Here is a 24339-nt window from a genome sequence, read left to right as displayed (position 1 = left end):
GGCGCGCCCTTCGCTGAAGGCCGGGTGACCCTCTGTGACGCACGCTAGTGAAGAGAAGCTGGTCGACTATCTGAGGCGAGTGGCAGGCGATCTGCACGAAACGCGTCAGCGGCTGCGCGAGATGGAGGACCGCTCCCAGGAGCCGGTGGCCGTGGTCGGCATGGCTTGCCGCTATCCGGGCGGGGCCGACTCGCCCGAGGCGCTGTGGCGGCTGCTCGCCTCCGGCGCACACGCGATGGCGGAGTTTCCCACCGATCGCGGCTGGGACCTGGAGGGGCTGTTCCACCCGGACCCGGACCACCCCGGCACCAGCCACGCCCGTGAGGGCGGTTTCCTCTATGACGCCGACCGGTTCGACCCGGAGTTCTTCGGGATCAGCCCGCGTGAGGCGCTGGTGATCGACCCGCAGCAGCGGCTGCTGCTGGAGGTGGCCTGGGAGCTTCTCGAACGCGCCGGAATCGACCCGGTCTCGCTGAAAGGCTCCTCGACGGGCGTGTACGCCGGGACGGCGCTCCCCGGTTTCGGCACCCCGCACATCGACAAGAGCGCCGAGGGCTATCTGGTGACGGGCAACGCGCCCAGTGTGCTCTCCGGCCGGGTCGCGTACACCCTCGGCCTGGAGGGGCCGGCGGTCACCGTGGACACGGCGTGCTCGTCCTCGCTGGTGTCGATGCACCTGGCCTGCCAGGCGCTGCGGCAGGGCGAGTGCACCCTGGCCCTGGCCGGCGGGGTGACGGTGATGGCCATCCCGAACGTGTTCACCGAGTTCTCCCGGCAGCGCGGACTGGCGCCCGACGGCCGGTGCAAGGCGTTCTCCGCCGACGCCGACGGCACCGCCTTCTCCGAGGGCGTGGGCCTGGTGCTGCTGGAGCGGCTGTCCGACGCACGGCGCCACGGCCACCGGGTGCTGGCGCTGATCCGGGGCTCGGCCGTCAACCAGGACGGCGCCTCCAACGGTCTGACCGCGCCCAACGGACCCTCCCAACAGCGCGTCATCCTCCAGGCGCTGGCGAACGCGCGGCTGTCCCCGGCCGAGGTGGACGCGGTGGAGGCGCACGGCACCGGGACCCGGCTCGGCGATCCCATCGAGGCCCAGGCGCTGCTCACCACCTACGGCCGGGACCGGCCCGAGGACCGGCCGCTGTGGCTGGGCTCGGTCAAGTCCAACATCGGACACACCCAGGGCGCCGCGGGCGTGGCCGGCGTCATCAAGATGATCATGGCGATGCGGTACGAGACACTGCCCGCCACCCTGCACGTCAAGCGGCCCACGCCCCATGTCGAATGGGGTACCGGTGCCGTACGTCTGCTCACCGAGGCCGTCGGCTGGCCGCGTGGCGAGCGGCCCCGCCGGGCCGCGGTGTCCTCCTTCGGTATCTCCGGCACCAACGCCCACCTGCTGCTCGAACAGGCCCCCGCGGACGAGCCCCCCGCACCGGACCGGACCCCCGGGCCGACCGCCGCGGGCACCGCACCGCCACTGGACACCGCGCCGCCACTGGGCGGCCGCGTGGTGCCCTGGGTGGTGTCCGCCCGCACCGGCCAGGCGTTACAGGACCAGGCCGAGGCCCTCGCCGCACATCTCACCGCCCACCCGGGGCTGCCCGTGACCGATGTGGGCTGGTCGCTCGCCCGGACCCGGTCGGCCTTCGAACACCGGGCCGTGGCCATCGGCGACAACCATGACGAACTGCTGGCCGCCGTGCGGGCGCTGGCCGACGGCCGAAGCCACACCGGACTGACCCGGAGCACGGCGGCGACCCGTTCCGGCGGCACCGCCCTCATGTTCACCGGACAGGGCAGCCAACGCCCCGGCACGGGCCGTGGGCTGTACGACGCCTACCCCGTGTACGCGGAGGCGTTCGACGCGGTCTGCGACGCGCTGGACACGCATCTCGAACGGCCCCTGAAGAGCGTGGCGTTCGGGGACGACGCCGAGGAGCTGGACCGGACCGCGTTCGCCCAGCCCGCGTTGTTCGCGGTCGAGGTGGCGCTGTTCCGGCTCGTCGAGTCGTTCGGCCTCACCCCGTCGTTCCTGACCGGCCACTCCGTGGGCGAGCTGGTGGCCGCGCACGTGGCGGGCGTCCTGTCCCTTCCGGACGCCTGCGCGCTGGTGGCCGCCCGCGGCCGGCTGATGCAGGCGCTGCCGTCCGGTGGCGCCATGGCCGCCGTGGAAGCCACTGAGGAACAGGTCGTCCCGCTGCTCGCCGGCCGCGAGGACCGCGTGGCGCTCGCCGCGGTCAACGGCCCCACCTCGGTGGTCGTGTCCGGAGCCGCCGAAACCGTCGATGAGATCGCCCGCACCCTGAAGGAGCGGGGGCACCGCACCAAGCGGCTCCGCGTCAGCCACGCCTTCCACTCACCGCTCCTGGACCCCATGCTCGACGACTTCCGCGACGTGGCCAAGCGGCTCACCTACCACCCACCGCGCATCCCGGTGATCTCAGGCGTCACCGGCCGGCAGGCCGACCCCGAACAGCTCCGCGACCCCGAGTACTGGGTACGCCACGTCCGCCGGCCCGTACGGTTCCACGACGGTCTGCGCACCCTGCACGGCGAGGGCGTGACCCGCTACCTCGAACTCGGCCCGGACGCCGTCCTCACCACCATGGCCCAGGACGCCCTCGCCACCGGCACACCCGGAGCCCAGGACACCTCGGACGCCCCCGACCCGGCCCCCGTGTTCGCCACCGCCCTGCGCCCCGGCCGCGACGAGCCCCGCACGCTGCTGACCGCGCTCGCCCTGACCCACATCGACGGCGCCACGGTCGACTTCGCCGCCGCCCTCCCCGAGGACGCGGGCCGGGTCGACCTGCCCACCTACCGGTTCCAGCGGCAGCGATACTGGCGGCCCGCCCCGAACGCCACCGCCGACGTACGCGCCGTCGGCCTCCGTACCACCGACCACCCCCTGCTCCAGGCCGCCGTGGAGACACCCGACGGCGGACTGCTGCTCACCGGACGGCTGTCCCCGCACACCCACAGCTGGCTCGCCGACCACACCATCGCGGACAGCGTCCCGCTGCCCGGTACGGCCCTGCTGGAGCTGGTCCTGCTCGCCGCCGCGCACACCGGCCGGGAGCTGATCGAGGACCTCACCCTGGAGACACCGCTGATCCTGCCCGCCTCCGGCGCGGTACGCATCCAGCTCGCCGTCACCGCCCCCGACGAAACCGGGCGGCGGACCGTCACCATCGCCTCGCGTCCCGCCGACGACGGCGACGACGGCCCGGACACCGCGGCCGCCTGGCGCCACCACGCCACCGGCGTACTGGCCGACGCGGCCACGCCACCGCCCGCGGCGGAACCGCCCACCACGGCCTGGCCGCCCGCCGGGGCCGTCCCGGTCGACGTGGCGGACCTGTACGAGCGCCTGACCGCCCAGGGATACGCCTACGGGCCCGCCTTCCGCGGACTGCACACCGCGTGGCGGCTCGGCGAGGAGATGTTCGCCGAGGTACGACTGGCCCCGGAACGGCGCGGCGAGGCCGACGCGTACGGAGTACACCCCGCCCTGCTCGACAGCGCCCTGCACCCGGTGGAGGAGCTTTTCCACGGCGGCCGTGTGCCGGACGGCCCGGAGGCGACCGTCCGACTGCCGTTCTCCTTCGGCGGGGTGCGGCTGTTCACCCCCGGTGCCACCCGGCTCCGCGTGCGCATCACCCCGACCGCCCCGGACACCGTCACCCTGAGGCTGACCGACGACCACGGCGCGCCCGTGGCCACCATCGACTCCCTCGGGCTGCGTGAGGTCCCCGCCGACCGCTGGCGCTCAGCCCGCTCCGCCACCGCCGACGCCCCCCTGTACCGCCTGGACTGGCAGCCGTACCCGGTCTCCGCCGAAGCGGCCGCGCCCACGGCGCGCTGGGTGCTCGTCGGAGCGCGGGAGCCGGACCTGGGCCTCCCGGCACATCCGGATCTGGCCGCCCTGCGGGCCGCCCTCGACGACGGAGAGCCGGTCCCCGACGTCGTCGTCCTGGTATGCCCCGGCGCACCGGACACCTCGGCGGACGACCCGGACCAGACGCCCGCCCGGGTCCGCGCGGCGGTCCATCCCGTCCTCGGCGCCTTGCGCGCCTGGCTGACGGACCAGCGGTTCAGCGGGGCCCGGCTGGTCATCGCCACCCGCGGCGCGGTCGCCACCGGCCCCCGGGACGCGCCCGCCGACCTGGCCACCGCGCCCGTATGGGGGCTGGTCCGCGCCGCCCAGGCGGAACACCCGCAGCGCGTCTGGCTGCTCGACCTGGACGACGACACCGCGTCGCGCGATGCCCTGCGCACCGCCCTCCCGGCCGCGATGGCCGATGCCGAATCGGAGCTGGCGGTACGGGCGGGAACGGCCCATGTGCCCCGTCTGGTCAGGGTGCGCCCCGACCGGGACGCCCCGGCCCGCGCCCTCGACCCGGACGGCACGGCACTGATCACCGGAGGTACCGGAGCGCTGGGCCGGCTGGTGGCCCGGCACCTGGTCACCGCGCACGGCGTGCGCCATCTGCTGCTGGTCAGCCGGCGCGGCGGCATCACGGAGGACATCGACGCCTTCGCGGACGAACTGACCTCGCTGGGCGCGGCGGACGTACGCGTCACCGCGTGTAACGCCGCCGACCCCGAGGCGCTGGCCGCGCTGCTCGCCACCCTCCCCGAAGCACATCCGCTGACGGCTGTCGTCCACGCCGCCGGGGTGCTCGACGACGGCGTGGTCACCTCCATGACACCCGAGCAGCTCGACACCGTACTCGCCCCGAAGCTCGACGCCGCATGGCATCTGCACCGGCTGACCCGGACCATGGATCCGGCCGCGTTCGTGATGTTCTCCTCCGCCGCCGCCATCATGGGCAACGGCGGCCAGGCCAACTACGCCGCCGCCAATATGTTCCTCAACGCCCTCGCCGAACACCGCCACGCCGAGGGGCGGGCGTCCCACGCGCTGGCCTGGGGGCTGCTGGCGTCCGCCGGCGGCATGACCGGCCACCTGGACGACGCGGACCTGGCCCGGATGGCCCGCTCCGGTATCGCCCCCGTCTCCAACGAGCAGGCGCTGACCCTGCTCGACACGGCACTCACCACCGACCACCCCACGCTCGTCCCCGCGCGCTTCGACCTCGCGGCGCTGCGCACCCGGGCCGCCACCGGGCCGCTTCCGCCCGTGCTGCGACGGCTGGTGCACGTCCCCACACGGGCCCCGCGCACCACTGGGGCGCACTCCCTGTCCGAGCGGCTGGCCGGGCTGCCCGCCGGGGAACGGGACCGTCTCGTCGAAGAGCTGGTGCGCGATCAGGTCGCCACCGTGCTCGCCCATCCGGCACCGGAGGCCATCGAACCGGACAGGGCCTTCCAGGACCTCGGCTTCGACTCGCTCACCGCACTGGACCTGCGCAACCGGCTCAACGCGGCCACCGGCATCCGGATCCCCGCCACCGTCATCTTCGACTATCCGACCCCCGACGCCCTCGTGGGCTTTCTGCGGGAGCGGCTGACCGGCGCACCGGCCGCGGCGCCGCTCCCGCCGGAGGTCACCGCCGGGGCGGCCGACGACGATCCCATCGTCATCGTCGGCATGGCCTGCCGCTACCCGGGCGGGGCCGGCTCGCCCGAGGAGCTGTGGCGGCTGGTGGCCGACGGCGTGGACGCGATCGGCGCGTTCCCCGGGGACCGCGGCTGGGACCTCGCGGGCCTCTTCGACCCCGACCCCGACCACACCGGCACCAGCTACGCCCGCGAAGGCGGATTCCTCTACGAGGCCCCACGGTTCGACGCCGAGTTCTTCGGCATCTCCCCCCGCGAGGCACTGGCGACCGACCCACAGCAGCGGCTGCTCCTGGAGACCGCGTGGCAGGCGTTCGAAAGCGCGGGCATCGACCCGGTGAGCCTGCGGGGCAGCCGGAGCGCGGTGATCACCGGGGTCATGTACGACGACTACGGCAGCCGTTTCCTCGGCCGCACCCCGGAGGGCGTCGAGGGCCGTCTGATGACCGGCAGCACACCGAGCATCGCCTCCGGCCGGGTGGCGTTCACCTTCGGCCTGGAGGGGCCCGCGGTGACGGTGGACACGGCCTGCTCCTCTTCGCTGGTGGCCATGCATCTGGCGGCGCAGGCCCTGCGGCAGGGCGAGTGCACCCTGGCCCTGGCCGGCGGAGTGACGGTGATGGCCACCCCCAACACCTTCGTGGAGTTCTCGCGCCAGCGCGGACTGGCCCCGGACGGCCGGTGCAAGCCGTTCGCCGCGGCGGCCGACGGCACCGGCTGGGGCGAGGGCATCGGCCTGCTCGTCCTGGAGCGGCAGTCGGACGCCCGCCGCAACGGCCGTGAGGTGCTGGCGGTGATCCGGGGATCGGCGGTCAACCAGGACGGTGCGTCGAACGGGCTCACCGCGCCGAACGGGCCCTCGCAGCAGCGGGTGATCCGCCAGGCGCTGGCGAACGCCCGGCTGTCCCCGGCCGAGGTGGACGCGGTGGAGGCGCACGGCACGGGAACCACCCTGGGCGACCCCATCGAGGCCCAGGCGCTGCTGGCCACCTACGGGCGGGAGCGACCGGAGGACCGGCCACTGTGGCTCGGTTCCATCAAGTCCAACATCGGCCACACCCAGGCCGCCGCGGGCGTGGCCGGTGTGATCAAGATGGTGATGGCGATGCGCCACGGGCTGTTGCCCGCCTCGCTCCACATCGACGAACCCAGTCCGCATGTGGAATGGGACGACGGCGGAGTGCGGCTGCTGACCGAGGCGGTCGAGTGGCCACGGACCGAGCGGCCCCGGCGCGCGGCCGTCTCCTCCTTCGGCATCAGCGGCACCAACGCCCATGTGATCCTGGAGCAGGCCCCCGACACGCAGCGGCCGAAGCCCGAACCCGACGGCCCCCAGGTGGTGCCCTGGGTGCTGTCCGCGCGGGGCGCCACGGCGCTGCGGGACCAGGCACAGGCGCTGGCCGCGCGGCTGGCCACCGGCCCCTTGGCATCGTCCGCCGAGGTGGGCTGGTCCCTCATCCGCTCCCGCACGCTGTTCGACCACCGTGCGGTGGTGGTCGGCGAGGGCCGTGCCGAACTCAGTGCCGCTGTTGAGGCGTTGGCGGCAGGGGAGGGTCATCCGGGTGTGGTGGGCCCTGGGGTGGCGGTGAGTGGTGGTGTGGGTCCGGTGCTGGTTTTTCCTGGTCAGGGTTCGCAGTGGGCCGGTATGGGTGCCGGTCTGCTGGATGTTTCGCCGGTGTTCGCGGTCCGGGTGGCGGAGTGTGAGCGGGCGCTGGCGCCGTATGTCGACTGGTCGCTGACGGGTGTTCTGCGGGGGGTGGACGGTGCGGGCGATCTGGGTCGGGTGGATGTGGTGCAGCCGGTGTTGTGGGCGGTGATGGTGTCCCTGGCTGCCGTGTGGGCCGGGTACGGGGTGCGTCCTGCCGCTGTGGTGGGCCACAGTCAGGGGGAGATCGCGGCGGCTGTGGTGGCGGGGGCGTTGTCCTTGGAGGACGGTGCGAGGGTTGTGGCGTTGCGCAGCCGGGCGTTGCGGCGGCTGGCTGGTGGTGGGGCCATGGCTTCGTTGGCGTTGGGTTGTGAGCGGGTGGAGGAGTTGTTGTCGGGGTTGGGTGGCCGGGTCGCGGCTGTGGTGGTGGCCGCGGTCAATGGTCCCGCATCCACTGTGGTGTCCGGGCCGCCGGAGCAGGTGGCCGCCACTGTGGCCGCTTGTCGGGACATCGGGGAGCGGGCGCGGATGATCGAGGTGGATTATGCCTCGCACAGTCCGCAGGTTGATGAGATCGCCGGGGAGCTGTGCGAGGTGCTCAGGGGGGTGGAGCCGGTCGGGGTGTCCGGGGCCGGGGTGGTGTTCTACTCCACGGTGACCGGTGGCCGGGTCGATACTTCCGTCCTGGATACGGGCTATTGGGTGCGGAATCTGCGTGAGCGGGTGCGGTTCGCGGAGGCGATCGAGGCGTTGCTGGGTGCCGGGCACCGGGTGTTCATCGAGGCCAGCACCCATCCCGTCCTCACCATGGGCATGCAGGAGACCTTCGAGCAGGCCGGCGTCACCGCCGTCACCGTGCCCACCCTGCGCCGCGACCACGGCGATCTCGCCCAGCTGACGCGGTCCCTGGCCCAGGCGTTCACCGCCGGGACCGACGTCGACTGGACCACCCTGTTCCGCACCGACCCCGCGCCCCGCACGGTGCCGCTGCCCACGTACGCCTTCCAGCGCGAGCGCTACTGGCTCGAAGGCAGCGCCGGCCGTGGCGGCGACCCCACCGACCTCGGCCTGGTCGGATCGGACCACCCGCTGCTCGGCGCGGCCGTGGAACTCGCCGACGGCAGCACCCATCTGCTCACCGGACGGCTGACGGCCGGTGGCGGCGCCGGCTGGCTCGGCGATCACGTGGTGGCGGGCACCCGGCTGGTGCCGGGCGCCGCCCAGGTCGAATGGGCGCTGCGGGCCGCCGACGAGGCGGGCTGCGGCACCGTGGAGGAACTCGCCCTCCAGGTCCCGCTCGTCCTCCCCGACACGGGCGGGCTGCGCGTTCAGGTGGTGGTGGGGGAGGCCGCCGACGACGGACGCCGCGACGTACGGGTGTACTCCCGGCCCGACCACGACGCCGAAGCCACCGCCGGCCCGGCCTGGGTGTGCCACGCGGTCGGCGTACTCGGGCCCCAGGACCCACCGGCACCCCAGCCCTCCGGGGCCTGGCCCCCGGCGAGCGCCGAGCCGGTGGACACCGACGGCTTCTACCAGCGTGCCGCGGCCGCCGGGTACGGCTACGGGCCCGCGTTCCAGGGCGTCGTCAAGCTGTGGCGCGACGGCCCGGACGTACTGGCCGAGGTGGCGCTGCCCGAAGCCGCGGGCGACCGGACCGGATTCGGCATCCACCCGGCGTTGCTGGACGCCGCGCTGCACCCGGCGGGCCTGCTCACCGCCGGACCCGGACAGGAGCCGGACACCGGCCGGGTGTGGCTGCCGTTCGCCTGGAACGGGGTGTCGCTGTGGGCCGCCGGAGCGACCACCGTTCGCGTCCGGCTGTCCCCGCGTGAGCCGGGCGCGGATGGCGAGCGGGCGCTGCGGATGACCGTGGCCGACGCCGTGGGCGACCCGGTCCTGACGGTCGACTCGCTGGTGCTGCGCCCCGCCCGTACGGACCAGCTGCGGACCACCGGCCGAGGTGCCGTGGACGGGCTGTTCACACTGGACTGGACCCCGCTCCCCACCACGGCGCCCGGCGCCGGCACGGGCCTGCCCGAGCCGGTGGCCGGGGACGGCGCCTGGGCGGCGCTGGGCTTCGGGGACGAGTGGGCCACACCCGGTGTGGTCCGCCACCCGGACGTGGCGTCGCTGGTCGCGGCGATCGACGCCGAGGCGCCCGTGCCACCGGTGGTCCTGTCCGCCGTACCGGCCGCCCGGACGGCCACCGACGCGGGTGCCGCCGAAGCCGAAGCCCTCGCGGCCGTACGGCGGACACTGGACCTGCTGCGGGACTGGCTGGACGAACCCCGGCTGGCCGAGAGCCGCCTGGTCGTCGTGACACACGGCGCGGTCGCGGCCGGTGACGCCCTGGGGCAGGACCCGGGCGCCGAGGCCGTGAACCCGGCCGGGGCCGCGGTGTGGGGGCTGGTGCGCAGTGCGCAGGCGGAGAACCCGGACCGGTTCATCCTGCTCGACCTCGATCCGCACGGCGCCGCCACCGGCCCCGACGAGATCGGCGCGGCGGTGCTGGACGGGGTGGCAAGGGCCGTCGCCATGGACGAGCCGCAGGTGGCCGTGGGCTCCGGCCGGGTGTGGGCACCCCGGCTCATGCGCGCCGGCGGCCCCGGCAGCGGCGGTCTGGTGGGCCCGGTGGGGCAGCCCGCGTGGCGGCTGGCCGTGCGCGGCGCGTCCACCGTGGACAATGTGACACCCGTGCCCTGCCCCGAGGCGCTGGAACCGCTGGGGCCCGGAGAGGTCCGGATCGCGGTGCACGCGGCGGGCCTGAACTTCCGCGATGCGCTGATCGTCGTCGGGATGTACCCCGGCGGCGGGGTGTTCCGCGGCAGCGAGGGCGCCGGTGTGGTCGTGGACATCGGCCCGGAAGTGACCGGGCTCGCGGTGGGCGACCGCGTCATGGGCCTGTTCGAGGGCGCGTTCGGCCCGTGGGCGGTGGCGGACGCCCGCATGGTCGTGCCGATCCCCGAAGGCTGGAGCTTCCGCCAGGCGGCCGCCGTACCGGTGGTGTTCCTCACGGCCTGGTACGGACTGGTGGACCTGGCCGGGCTGCGGGGCGGCGAATCGGTGCTGATCCACGCCGCGACCGGCGGCGTCGGCATGGCTGCGGTGCAGATCGCCCGCCACCTGGGCGCCGAGGTCTACGCCACGGCAGGCCCCGGCAAGCACGGTGTGCTGGCGGAGATGGGCATCGACCACGCGCACCGCGCCTCCTCGCGGGATCTGCACTTCGAGGAGGTGTTCCGCGAGGCCACGGGCGGACGCGGCGTCGACGTGGTGCTGAACAGCCTCGCCGGGCCGTTCGTCGACGCCTCCTTGCGGCTGCTGGCCGACGGCGGACGGCTCTCCGAAATGGGCAAGACCGATATCCGCGACCCGGAGCGGCTCGCGGCCGCGTACCCGGGCGTCCGCTACCGGGCCTTCGACCTGGTCCCCGACGCCGGTCCGGACCGCATCGGGGAGATGCTGCGCGAACTGAGCGAGCTGTTCGCCACCGGAGCGCTGCGGCCCGCACCCGTACGGCCCTGGCCGCTCGACCGGGCGCGGGACGCGCTACGGCAGCTGAGCCAGGCCCGGCACACCGGCAAGCTGGTGCTCGACGTCCCCGCCGCGGTCGACCCCGACGGCACGGTGCTCATCACCGGCGGCACCGGCACCCTGGGCGGCCTGGTGGCCGAACACCTGGTGCGCACGTGGCAGGTCGGCCATCTGCTGCTGGTGAGCAGGCGCGGGCCGGACGCCCCGGGAGCCCGCGACCTGACCACCCGACTGGAGGCACTGGGCACACGGGTGCGGATCGCGGCCGTGGATGTCACCGACGCCTCGGCGGTGGCCGACCTGGTGGCGGGTGTCGACCCCGCGCATCCGCTGACGGGCGTCATCCACGCCACAGGTGTGCTGGACGACGCGGTGGTGACCGCACAGACCCCCGAACGACTGGCGCGGGTATGGACCGCCAAGGCCACGGCCGCCGCCCATCTGCACACGGCCACCGCCCATCTGCGGCTGGGCATGTTCGTCCTCTTCTCCTCGGCGGCGGGCACACTCGGCAGCCCCGGCCAGGCCAACTACGCCGCCGCCAACGCCTTCTGCGACGCGCTCGCCGCCCACCGCCGGGCCGCCGGACTGCCGGGGGTGTCGGTGGCCTGGGGCCTGTGGGCCGACGCCAGCGGGATGACCGGCCACCTGGCCGAGGCGGATCGGGCCCGGATGGCCCGTACCGGCGTCGCGGCGCTGACCACCCGGCACGGCCTGGCCCTGCTCGACGCCGCGGTCCAGCACGGCGGCGCCCACCTGGTCGCCGCCCACGTGGACCTCCGCACCCTCGCCGAACTGCCCGCCGACAGCCTGCCCGCCGCGCTGCGCGCCCTGGCCGCCACCGGTGGCGGTGGCGGTCGGCGCACCGCGGCGGCCGCCGGGGAAGACCGGCAGATCGACTGGGCCGCCCGACTCGCGGGCCTGTCCATGGCCGAACAGCACCGCGCGGTGCTGCGGTTGGTCCGTGGCCACGCGGCCACCGTTCTCGGACACGCCGACGTGGACGCCGTGCAGGCGGAGACCAGCTTCAAGGAGTTGGGCTTCGACTCCCTGACCGCCGTGGAACTGCGCAACCGGCTCGCCGCCGCGACCGGTCTGCGGCTGCCCGCCGGCCTCGTCTTCGACTATCCGGAGGCGGCCGTGCTCGCCGACCACCTGCTGGAACTGCTGGCCCCGGGCGGGGGAACCGCACCGGGGCGCGACACCGTCGACCCGGTCCTGGGCGAGCTGGCCAGGCTGGACACCACCTTGGCCACCCTCGTCACGGACGACGAAGGACGGCAGAGGATCACCCAGCGGCTGAGCGGGCTACTGGCGAAATGGAACCGTGGCGGGGCCGTCGACCCGGACGGCGCGACGGGCCTCGACGCCCTCGGCACCCTCGACGCCCTCGAAGCGCTCGAAGCCGCCTCGGACGACGAGATGTTCGAGCTCATTGACCGTGAACTGCCCTGATGGAGGAGCGGAACTGATGTCGGGTACCGAAGAGAAGCTCCGCCAGTACCTCAAGAAGGTCACGGCCGACCTGGGACAGACCCGCCGACGACTTCGCGAGTTGGAGGAACGGTCCCAGGAGCCGGTGGCCATCGTGAGCATGGCCTGCCGGTTCCCCGGCGGGATCGCCTCGCCCGAGGACCTGTGGGAGCTGGTCGCCTCCCGCGGGGACGCCATCGGCGAGTTCCCCACCGACCGCGGCTGGCACACCCGGACCCTCTACCACCCGGACCCCGACCACTCCGGCACCAGCTACGTCCGCCACGGCGGATTCCTCGACCGGGCCGACGGCTTCGACGCCGCGTTCTTCGGCATCAGCCCGCGCGAGGCCCTGGCCGCCGAACCCCAGCAGCGCCAACTGCTGGAAGTCTCCTGGGAACTGCTCGAACGCGCCGGAATCGACCCCACCACGCTGAAGGGCACCCCCACCGGTGTCTACGCGGGCGCCGGCATCCTCGGCTTCGGCACCCCGCGGATCGAGAAGAGCGCGGAAGGATACCTGCTCACCGGAAACACCCTGAGCGTCGTCTCCGGCCGGGTGGCCTTCACCCTCGGCCTGGAGGGGCCGGCGGTCACGGTGGACACCGCCTGCTCGTCATCGCTGGTCGCGATGCATCTCGCCTGCCAGGCGCTGCGGCAGGGGGAGTGCACCCTGGCCCTGGCCGGCGGGGTGACCGTGATGACCACGCCGAACACCTTCGTGGAGTTCTCCCGCCAGCGCGGACTGGCCCCCGACGGCCGTTGCAAGCCCTTCGCCGCCGCCGCGGACGGCACCGGCTTCTCGGAGGGCGTGGGCCTTCTGCTGCTGGAGCGGCTGTCCGACGCACGGCGCAACGGCCACCAGGTACTCGCGGTCATCCGAGGCTCGGCCATCAACCAGGACGGCGCGTCGAATGGCCTCACCGCGCCCAACGGGCCCTCACAACAGCGGGTGATCCGCCAGGCGCTGATCAACGCCCAGCTGTCATCCGCCGAGGTGGACGCGGTGGAGGCCCATGGCACGGGAACGACGCTGGGTGATCCGATCGAGGCCGAGGCACTGATCGGCGCATACGGCCAGGACCGTCCGGCGGACCGGCCGCTGTGGCTGGGCTCGCTGAAGTCCAACATCGGCCATACGCAGGGGGCGGCGGGTGTGGCCGGTGTCATCAAGATGGTGATGGCCCTGCGGCACGAACAGCTGCCGGCCACTTTGCACGTCGATGAGCCGACCCCGCACGCGGACTGGTCCGGTGGCGCGGTGCGGCTGCTGACCGAGGCGGTGGAGTGGCCGAGGAACGAGCGGCCGCGCCGGGCCGGGGTGTCCGCGTTCGGGATCAGTGGCACCAATGCGCATGTGATTGTGGAGCAGGCTCCTGAGGAGGATGCGCCGTTGGTGGGGGCGGTGTCCTGCGAGACGGGCCTGGTGCCGTGGGTGGTGTCGGGGCGGAGTGTGGAGGCGTTGCGGGGTCAGGCGGCGGCGTTGGCGGGGCGGGTGGGGGGTGTTTCCGAGTTCTCGTCCGTCGATGTGGGGTGGTCGTTGGTGACGTCGCGGTCGGTGTTCGAGCATCGTGCGGTGGTGGTGGGTGAGGGTCGTGGTGAGTTGGTGGCGGGGTTGGAGGCGTTGGTGCGGGGGGTGTCGTATCCGGGGGTGGTGGAGTCGGGTGCGGTCGCGTCGCCGGGTGGTGTGGGTCCGGTGCTGGTGTTTCCGGGGCAGGGTTCGCAGTGGGTGGGGATGGGTGCGGAGTTGTTGGAGGTGTCGCCGGTGTTCGCGGCGCGGGTGGGGGAGTGTGAGCGGGCGCTTTCGCGGTATGTGGAGTGGTCGTTGACGGATGTGTTGCGTGGTGTGGAGGGTGCGGCGGATGTGGGGCGGGTGGATGTGGTGCAGCCGGTGTTGTGGGCGGTGATGGTGTCGTTGGCGGGGGTGTGGGCGGGGTATGGGGTGTGTCCTGTTGCGGTGGTGGGTCATAGCCAGGGGGAGATTGCGGCGGCTGTGGTGGCGGGGGTGTTGTCGTTGGAGGATGGTGCGAAGGTGGTGGCGCTGCGGAGTAAGGCTTTGCGGCGGTTGGCTGGTGGTGGGGCGATGGCGTCCTTGGGGGTGGGCCAGGAGCGTGCGGGGGAGTTGCTCTGCGACCTGGGGGAGCGGGTGGCCGCGGTGGGTGTAGCGGCTGTGAATGGGCCGTCGTCCACGGTGGTTTCGGGTCCGCCGGAGCAGGTGGCTGCTGTAGTGGCGGCGTGTGAGGAGTGTGGGGTTCGGGCGCGGTTGATCGAGGTGGATTATGCCTCGCATGGTCCGCAGGTGGATGAGATCCGTGCGGAGTTGGACGAGGTTCTGGCGGGTGTCCGGCCGGTTGATGCGTCCGGGTCGGGTGCGGCGTTCTACTCGACGGTGACGGGTGGCCGGGTGGATGGCGTCATGCTGGATACGGGCTACTGGGTGGCGAATCTGCGGGAGCGGGTGCGGTTTGCCGATGCGGTCGAGGCGTTGCTGGCGGATGGGCATCGGGTGTTCATCGAGGCCAGTTCGCATCCCGTACTGACCGTCGGAATGCAGGAGACCTTCGAGCAGGCGGGTGTGGAAGCGGTCGCGGTGCCCACGCTGCGCCGTGACCATGGTGGGCAGGGGCAGCTTCTGCGGTCGGTAGGTCAGGCGTTCGTCGCCGGGGTCGACGTCGACTGGCGGGCGGCGTTTCCGACGGACCCCACGCCTCGTACCGTCGATCTGCCCACCTACGCCTTCCAGCACCAGCGCTACTGGATGAACCCGTCCGGCGCGGTCGGTGACCCCAGCGACCTCGGCCTGGCCCCCTCGGACCATCCGATGCTGGGCGCCGCCGTGGAGCTGGCCGATGGGAGCACCCACCTGCTCACCGGGCGCATCGCGGCCGGTGACGGCGGCCGTGGCGGTGACGGCTGGCTCGGTGAACACATCGTCGCGGGCGCCGTCCTGGCCCCCGGCGCGGCATTGGTGGAGTGGGTGTTGCGGGCGGCCGACGAGGCCGGCGGCGGTGGGATCGAGGAGTTGGCGCTGCACGTCCCGCTCGTACTGCCGGAGACGGGCGGACTGCGGGTCCAGGTGGTGGTGGGCGCCGCGGCGGAGGACGGACGGCGCGGTGTGCAGGTCTACTCCCGCCCGGACGGCGAGGCCGAAGCCGACGCGGGCTGGGTCTGCCACGCGGAGGGGGTGCTCAACCCGGCATCGGAAGGTATGGGTCAGCCGGTCGAGGGGCTGGGCGGGGCGTGGCCGCCGCCGGGCGCGAAACCGGTGGATCTGACGGGGTTCTACGAGCGTGCCGCGGCGGCGGGCTATGCGTACGGACCGTCGTTCCAGGGGCTGCGGGCCGTGTGGCGGGACGGCGCCGACGTCCTGGCCGAGGTGGCGCTGCCCGAGGCCGCGGGGGACGCGGACGGGTTCGGTATCCATCCGGCGCTGCTCGACGCGGCCCTGCACCCGGCGCTCCTGCTCGACACCGGAATCGAGCGGGAGCGCGAGCGGGACGGCGGACAGGTATGGCTGCCGTTCGCCTGGAACGGGGTGTCGCTGTGGGCCGCCGGAGCGAGCACCGTACGGGTTAGGCTGTCCCCGCGTCGGGACGGCGCGGAGGGTGAGCGCGGGCTGCGGGTGGTGGTGGCCGACGCCGTGGGTGCCCCCGTCCTGACGGTCGAATCCTTGGCGACGCGTCCGGCGGACGTGGAACGGTTGCGGGCCGTGGCGACGCGTGGCGCCGACGGTCTGTTCGTCCTGGACTGGGCCCCCTTGCCGCAGCCGACGGGGACTGACGGGCCGATGGCCGAGCCCGACGGCTGGGCGGTGCTGGCGACCGAGGGTGCGCACCCGGATCTGGAAGTGTTTCTCGCGGGACTCGATGGCGAGCGGCCGATCCCGGCCGTGGTTCTCGCCGAGTTCCCGCGCTCGGGCGCCGAAGCCGTGGCCGACATGGCGGCCGACGGTATGGCGATGGCGGAACGCGCGCTGGAGCTGGTGCAGCGGTGGCTGGCCGAGCCACGGCTGGCGGATGCCCGGTTGGTGGTGGTGACGCGTGGCGCGGTCGCCGTCACCGATGCCGAGAGTGGTATGGATGTGGCCGCCGCGGGGCTGTGGGGTCTCCTGCGGAGTGCGCAGGCGGAGCACCCGGGGCGCTTCCTCCTGATCGACCTCGACCCGGCTTCCGACGTCACCGCGGACAGCGTACGGGGCGCCGTCGCACGGGCGTGGGAGATGGACGAGCCGCAGCTGGCCGTGCGCGATGGACGAGTGTGGGTGCCGCGACTGGTCCGTGCCTCAGCCGACCGGGATCCGAAGGCTCCGGACACCCCGACGGCGCTCGATCCGGACGGCACCGTGCTGGTGACGGGCGGCACCGGCACCCTGGGCGGCCTGGTGGCCGAACACCTGGTGCGTACGTGGCAGGTCGGCCATCTGCTCCTGGTGAGCCGTCGCGGGCCGGACGCTCCGGGGGCCCGCGATCTGGCCGCCCGCCTGGAGGAGCTGGGCGCGCGGGTGCGAATCGCCGCCGTGGACGTCACGGACGGGCCGGCGGTGGCCGAGCTGGTGGCGGGGATCGATGCCGAGCATCCGCTGACCGGTGTCATCCACGCCACGGGCCTGCTCGACGACGCGGTGGTCACCTCCCAGACACCCGAGCGGCTGGCCCGGGTGTGGGCGGCCAAGGCGACGGGCGCGGCGCATCTGCACAGCGCCACCGCAGACCTTCCGCTGTCCTTGTTCGCCATGTTCTCCTCGGCCGCCGGGGTCCTGGGCAGTCCGGGACAGGCCAACTACGCGGCGGCGAACGCCTTCTGCGACGCCCTCGCCGCCCACCGCCGGACGCTCGGCCTCCCGGGACTTTCGGTGGCCTGGGGCCTGTGGGCCCAGACCAGCGGGATGACCGGAAAACTCGTGGCGACGGACCGCGCCCGGATGTCCCGCTCGGGCATCGCCGCGATGTCCGGCGAGAAGGCGCTGGGCCTGCTCGATGCCGCCTGCGCGCAGGACAGCCCTTTCTGTGTCGCCGCCGATATCCATCCAACTGGGGTGGGTGGTGGAGGGCTTCCCGCGGTGTTGCGGGGGTTGGTGGTGGGTCGTGTCAGGCGGCGGTCGGCGGTGGGTGAGGTGGGGGTTTCGGGGTTGGTGGAGCGGTTGAGGGGGTTGGGTGCTGAGGCTCGGTTGGATGGGGTGGTTGAGGTGGTGCGGGGTGGTGTGGCGGTGGTGTTGGGGTTTGGTTCGCCGGGTGAGGTGCGGGTGGATGCGTCGTTCAGGGAGTTGGGTTTTGATTCGTTGACGGCGGTGGAGTTGCGTAATCGGTTGTCGTCGGTGACGGGGTTGCGGTTGCCGGCGACGATGGTGTTCGACTATCCGACGCCTCGGGTGCTGGCGGAGTATGTGTGTGCCCGGCTGATGGGTGAGACGACTGCCGGTGCGGGTGCTTCTGTGGTGGCGGCGGCCGATGGGGACGAGCCGATCGCGATCGTTGCGATGAGCTGCCGTTTCCCGGGTGGGGTCACCTCGCCCGAGGGGCTGTGGGATCTGGTGGCCTCGGGGAAAGACGTGATGGGGGAGTTTCCGACCGGCCGGGGCTGGGATCTGGAGGGGTTGTTTCATCCGGATCCCGATCACCCTGGTACGTCGTATGCGCGTGAGGGTGGGTTCCTGTATGACGCTGATGCGTTCGATGCGGCGTTTTTCGGGATCAGTCCGCGGGAGGCGTTGGCGATGGATCCGCAGCAGCGGTTGTTGTTGGAGGCGTCGTGGGAGGTGCTGGAGCGGGCGGGGATCGATCCGGTGTCGTTGAAGGGCAGTCCGACCGGTGTCTACGCGGGCGTGATGTACCACGACTACGCGGCCGGACTGAGTGGTGGCGACGCGCGGCTGGAAGGCTACGCGATGCTGGCCAGCTCGGGGAGTGTGGTTTCTGGGCGGGTGGCGTACTCGCTGGGGTTTGAGGGGCCGGCGGTGACGGTGGATACGGCGTGTTCGTCGTCGTTGGTGGCGATGCATCTGGCGGCGCAGGCGTTGCGGCGGGGGGAGTGCACGTTGGCGTTGGCCGGTGGGGTGACGGTGATGGCGACGCCGGATGTGTTCACTGGTTTTTCCCGTCAGCGTGGGTTGGCGCCTGATGGTCGGTGCAAGCCGTTTGCTGCGGCTGCGGACGGTACTGGCTGGGGTGAGGGTGTGGGGGTTTTGTTGCTGGAGCGGTTGTCGGATGCTCGGCGTAATGGTCATGAGGTGTTGGCGGTGGTCCGGGGTTCGGCGGTCAATCAGGATGGTGCGTCGAATGGGCTTACCGCGCCGAATGGTCCTTCGCAGCAGCGGGTGATTCGTCAGGCGTTGGCCAGTGCGGGGTTGTCGGCTGCGGATGTCGATGTGGTGGAGGCGCATGGTACGGGTACGACGTTGGGTGATCCGATCGAGGCGCAGGCGTTGCTGGCCACTTACGGGCAGGAACGCTCGGTGGAGCGGCCGTTGCTGCTCGGTTCGATCAAATCCAACATCGGACACGCCCAAGCGGCGGCCGGAGTCGCGGGCGTCATCAAGATGGTGCAGGCGATGCGCCACGGGCTGCTGCCCGCGTCCCTGCACATCGATGAGCCGACTCCGCATGTGGACTGGGGTAGTGGTGCGGTGCGGCTGCTGACCGAGGCGGTGGAGTGGCCGATGGGTGAGGGTCCGCGCCGGGCCGGGGTGTCCTCGTTCGGCGCCTCCGGCACCAACGCCCATCTCATCCTGGAGCAAGCCCCCGGCCCGGCCGACCGTGTCACGACCGAGCCTGCGGCATCCCCCGACATGCGCGCGGTCCCGTGGGTGCTGTCGGCGCGGAGCACGGAGGCGCTGCGCGGCCAGGCCGTGGCCCTGGCCGAACGCGTGGCCAGGGCCCCGGAGGCGTCGGCGGTCGATGTGGGCTGGTCGCTTGCCACCACGCGGTCGCTGTTCGAACACCGGGCGGTGGCATGGGGCGACGACCGCGACGCGCTGCTGGGCGCCGTGGAGGCCCTGGCGGCCGGTGAACCCCATCCGGGCGTGGTGCTCCCCGACGGTGGAACAGCCTCGGGCAAGACGGTGTGGCTCTTCAGCGGCCAGGGCAGCCAGCGCCAGGGGATGGGAGCCGAGCTGTACGACCGGTTCCCGGTGTTCGCCACGGCGTTCGACGAGGTCTGCGGACTGCTCGACCCGCACCTGCAACATCCCCTCCGTGAGGTGGTCTTCCACGGTGTGGCCGGGCGGCCGGGGCTGTTGGACCACACCACCTATGCTCAGGCCGGACTGTTCGCCCTGCATATCGCCCTGGCGCGGCTGCTCGCCTCGGTCGGTGTACGCCCGGATGTGGTGATCGGGCATTCGATCGGGGAGATCGCGGCCGCCCATATCGCCGGGGTCTTCGATCTCTCCGACGCCTGCCGTCTCGTCGCCGCCCGCGCCACCCTGATGGGGGGACTTCCCGCTGGCGGAGGCATGGCCACCATCGCGGCCACCGCCGAGGAACTCGCCGAGGATCTGGCCGTATACGACGGGCGGGTCGGTATCGCCGCCCTGAACACCCCCGGCAACACCGTCGTCTCCGGTCCGGTCGAACCGGTCGCCGAGATCAGCGCCATCTGGGCGGCCAGGGGCCGCAAGACCCGGACGCTGACCGTCAGCCATGCCTTCCACTCCCCGCTGATGGATCCCATCCTGGAGCCGTTCGCGCAGGCCATCGACGGTCTGGCTTTTCAGCGGCCCACCCTTCCGGTGCTCAGCAACCTGACCGGTGAGCCGGCCGACGAGGTGATGGCCACACCGGAATACTGGGTGCGGCAGATCCGCCGGCCCGTCCTCTTCCACCCCGCCATCACCCATATCGCGTCCGAAACCGGGGTCTTCCTCGAACTCGGCCCCGACCCGGTCCTGGCCACCGCCACCCAACACACCCTTCAACACCTCACCGCCGACGATGCCACGGCCGATGCCGATGAGGGCGGGGCCGACGAGGGCGGGGCTGGGCGGCCGAGTCCGCTGGTGACGGCCACCCTGAGCCGTAAACGGTCCGATGTCCAGGCACTCGGCCACGCCCTCGCCCAACTGCACACCCATGGCACCGATGTCGACTGGGCCCGCTGGTTCCCGGCCGATCCTGCCCCACGGAGGATCGACCTGCCGACGTACGCCTTCCAACGCGAGCGCTACTGGCTGGCCGCGGGCGGTGGCGTCGGGGACGTGGGGGCCGCCGGGCTACAGCGGGTCGAGCATGCGCAACTGCCCGCGTCCGTCGGACTCGCCGACGGCGGGCTGGTGCTGACCGGACGGATCTCCGCCAGGGGCGCCGGGGGATGGCTGGCCGAGCATGTGATGGCGGACACCGTGCTGGTGCCGGGCGCGGCGCTGGTGGAGTGGGCGCTGCGGGCGGCCGACGAAGCGGGTTGTGGTGGGGTGGAGGAGCTGGCGCTCCAGGTTCCGCTCGTTCTGCCCGGGTCCGGTGGGCTGCGCGTCCAAGTGGTGGTCGGCGTGGCCACCGAGGACGGGCGGCGTGATGTGCGGATCCACTCCCGGCCCGACCACGATGTCGAACCCGGCGCCGACCCGGGCTGGGTGTGCCATGCCGAGGGCGTCCTGGGGCCGCAGTCCCCGCCATCGCCACCGGAGAGCCCCGCGCGGGGCCCGATGGACGAGCCGGGCGGGGCATGGCCCCCGGTGGGCGCGGAGCCCGTACGGCTGGACGGGTTCTATGAGCGTGCCGCGGCGGCGGGGTACGCATACGGTCCGTCGTTCCGGGGACTGCGGGCGGTATGGCGGGACGGTGCGGATGTGCTGGCCGAAGTGGCGCTGCCCGAGGCCGCCGGAGCCCCGGAAGGTTTCGGTATCCACCCCGCGCTCCTGGATGCCGCGCTCCATCCGGCGTTCCTCCTCGATGGGCCCGAGCCGGGGCACGACGACGGCCGGGTCTGGCTGCCGTTCGCGTGGCGTGGCGTGTCGCTGTGGGCGGGCGGCGCCACGACCGTCCGGGTCCGGCTCTCCCCTCAACAGCGAGAGGCGGGTGGCGCCGAGGGCGAGCGTGGGCTACGGGTGGTGGTGGCCGACGCCGTGGGCGGTCCGGTGCTGACCGTCGACTCGCTGATGATGCGACCGGCCGCCGCCGACCAGCTGCGGACCTCCGGCGGACCCGAGGCGGACGGGCTGTTCACCCTGGAGTGGACGCCCCTGCCCGGCCCGGCACAGGACAGCGAGGAGGCAGGACAGGAACCGGACCCGGCGGAGGCCGACGGGTGGGTGGTTATCGGCCCACGGGAGTGCGAGCCGATCGCGCCGGGCGCGGTACGCCATCCGCGTCTGGAGACCCTGGTCTCCGCCCTCGACGGTGACGCCCCCGCTCCCTCGGTGGCCATCGCGTATGTGCCCGCCCTTCGCGGCCCCGCCGACGGCGACGCGCCTACGGTCCTGGCGGCCGCCGGCCTGGCGGCTTCGGAGCGCGTGCTGGAGCTGGTGCGGGGGTGGCTGGCCGAACCGCGGTTCGCCGACGCCCGGCTGGTGCTGGTGACACGCGGAGCGGTGGCGATCGGCGGGTCCGAGACGGAGGGTGCTGGGGAGGGCGGCGTGGATGTGGCCGGGGCCGCCGTGTGCGGACTGGTGCGCAGTGCGCAGGCGGAGCACCCGGGGCGCTTCCTTCTGGTCGACCTCGACCCGGACTCCGAGCCGCTCGGCCAGGGTGTGCACAGCGCCGTGGCGTGCGCGGTGCGCATGGACGAGCCGCAGGTCGCACTGCGGGCGGGACGTGTCCGGGTGCCCCGGCTGATGCGTGCCGGTGGCGTGAGCAGCGGGGGTGTGGCCGCACTGGTGGGGCAGCCCGCGTGGCGGCTGGAGTTGACCGGGGCGGCCACGGTGGACAACGTGAAGCCGGTGCCGTGTCCGGAGGTGCTGGAGCCGCTCGAACCGGGGCAGGTGCGGGTGGCGGTGCACGCGGCCGGTATCAACTTCCGGGACGCACTCGTCAGTTTGGGCATGGTCCCGGGCCAGACCGGGCTCGGCGGCGAGGGTGCCGGTGTGGTGGTGGACGTCGGCCCCGAGGTGACAGGGCTCGCGGTGGGCGATCGGGTCATGGGGGTCTTCGATCGCGCGTTCGGCCCGACGGCGGTGACCGATGCCCGCATGGTGGCGCCCATTCCCGACGGGTGGACCCATCAGCAGGCGGCCTCGGTGCCGGTGGCGTTCCTGACGGCCTGGTACGGGCTGGTGGAGCTGGCCCGGCTCCAGCCGGGGGAGTCGGTGTTGATTCATGCCGCGACCGGTGGTGTGGGGATGGCGGCGGTGCGGATCGCGCGGTATCTGGGTGCGGAGGTCTACGCGACGGCGAGTCCTGGCAAGCATGGGGTGCTTGAGGCGATGGGTATCGATGAGGCGCATCGGGCCTCGTCGCGCGATCTGGGCTTTGAGGGCGTGGTGCGGGAGGCCACGGGTGGCCGGGGTGTGGATGTGGTGCTCAACAGTCTTGCCGGGCCCTTCGTCGACGCCTCCCTGCGGCTGCTGCGAGAAGGCGGCCGGCTGATGGAAATGGGCAAGACCGACCTGCGCGACCCCGAGCGGATCGCGGAGGCGCACCCGGGGGTGACGTACCAGGTCTACGACCTGATCATCGACGCCGGGCCCGAACGCATCGGCCGGATGCTGGGCGAACTGGGCGAGCTGTTCACCACGGGAGCCCTGCGGCCGCTGCCGGTGCGGACCTGGCCACTCGGCCGGACCCGCGAGGCGCTGCGCCATCTCAGCCAGGCCAAGCACACCGGCAAGCTGGTGCTGGACGTCCCCGCCGCGGTGGACCCGGACGGCACCGTGCTCATCACCGGTGGCACCGGCACGCTGGGCGCACTGGTCGCCGAACATCTCGTGCGGGTCTGGCGGATCAGGCATCTGCTGCTGGTGAGCCGCCGGGGCCCGGACGCGCCGGGCGCCCAGGACCTCGCCGCCCGGCTGACCGGCCTGGGCGCGCGGGTACGGATCGTCGCCGCCGATGTCACCGACGCGGCCGCCGTGACCGGCCTGGTGGCCGGTGTCGATCCGCGGCATCCGCTGACCGGCGTGATCCACGCCGCCGGTGTGCTGGACGACGCGGTGGTCACCGCGCAGACGCGCGAGCGGCTGGCGCGGGTCTGGGCGGCGAAGGCCACCGCCGCGGCACATCTGCACGCCGCTACGGCACATCTGCGGCTGGGCGCGTTCGTACTGTTCTCATCGGCCGCCGGAGTCATGGGCAGCCCGGGACAGGCCAACTACGCCGCCGCCAACGCCTTCTGCGACGCGCTCGCCGCCCACCGCCAGGCCCTGGGCCTGCCGACGGTTTCGGTGGCGTGGGGCCTGTGGGCCGAGTCCAGCGAGATGACGGGCGCTCTCGCCGAGGCGGACCTGGCCCGAATGTCCCGTTCCGGCGTCACCGCGATGGCCGCCGACCACGCCCTTCGGCTGCTCGACGCGGCCGCCGAGCACGGCGGCCACCAGCTGGTCGCGGCGGACGTGAACACCCATGTCCTGGCCGCCCAGACTCCCGACACGCTTCCCGCCACCCTCCGCGCCCTCGCCGCCTCCGGTGCCTCCGGCGTCGGCGGTGCGGCGACGCGGCGTACCGCTGCGGCGGCCGAAGTGCGGCCGGACGACTGGGCCGATCGACTGGCGGGCCTGTCCGCCGCGGAGCAGCACCGCGTGGTGTTGCGGTTGGTCCGTGGCCATGTGGCCACCGTGCTCGGACACGCCGACACCGACACGGTGCAGGCCGACACCAACTTCAAGGAGTTGGGCTTCGACTCCCTGACCGCCGTGGAACTGCGCAACCGGCTCGCCGCCGCCACCGGTCTGCGGCTGCCCGCCGCCCTTGTCTTCGACTATCCGGAGGCGGCCGTGCTCGCCGACTACCTGCTCGAGCGCATCGCCCCGGCGGTCGGTTCCGCACCGGGCCGGGACGGCGCCGATCCGGTCCTCAACGAACTGGCCAGGCTCGAAACCACCTTGGTCGGCCTCGACATGGCGGACGGCGACGCGGGGGCGATCACGGCACGGCTGGAGAGCCTGCTGGCGAAGTGGAAGGCGACACGAAAGCCGGCGGAGGAAGAGATGACCGCCGCGGAGAGGCTGGAGTCCGCGTCCGCGGCCCAGGTTCTCGAATTCATCGACAACGAACTGGGCGTGTCCTGAATGTGCC

2 protein-coding genes are annotated in these 24339 nt (G+C 73.1%); both read left to right on the top strand.

Translation table 11 applies throughout. The annotated features are described in order from the left end of the window. Nucleotides 1–34 precede the first annotated feature (34 nt). Complete coding sequence (locus N6H00_RS03380; RefSeq protein WP_268970018.1) at nt 35–12163, top strand: type I polyketide synthase; 12129 nt, start codon at nt 35–37, stop codon at nt 12161–12163. A gap of 16 nt (nt 12164–12179) precedes the next feature. Next, nucleotides 12180–24332 carry a type I polyketide synthase gene (locus N6H00_RS03375; protein WP_268970017.1) on the top strand — a complete coding sequence of 4051 codons (12153 nt, stop codon included), beginning with the start codon at nt 12180–12182 and terminating at the stop codon, nt 24330–24332. The last annotated feature ends 7 nt before the right edge of the window (nt 24333–24339 follow it).

The sequence above is a fragment of the Streptomyces sp. S465 genome (assembly GCF_026898115.1).
Taxonomy (GTDB): Bacteria; Actinomycetota; Actinomycetes; order Streptomycetales; family Streptomycetaceae; genus Streptomyces; species Streptomyces luomodiensis.
This window is presented reverse-complemented; position numbering and strand designations above follow the sequence as displayed.

Excerpts from the sequence above, each read along its gene's own strand:
- N6H00_RS03375 (WP_268970017.1), top strand. The coding sequence starts at position 12,180 with ATGTCGGGTACCGAAGAGAAGCTCCGCCAGTACCTCAAGAAGGTCACG.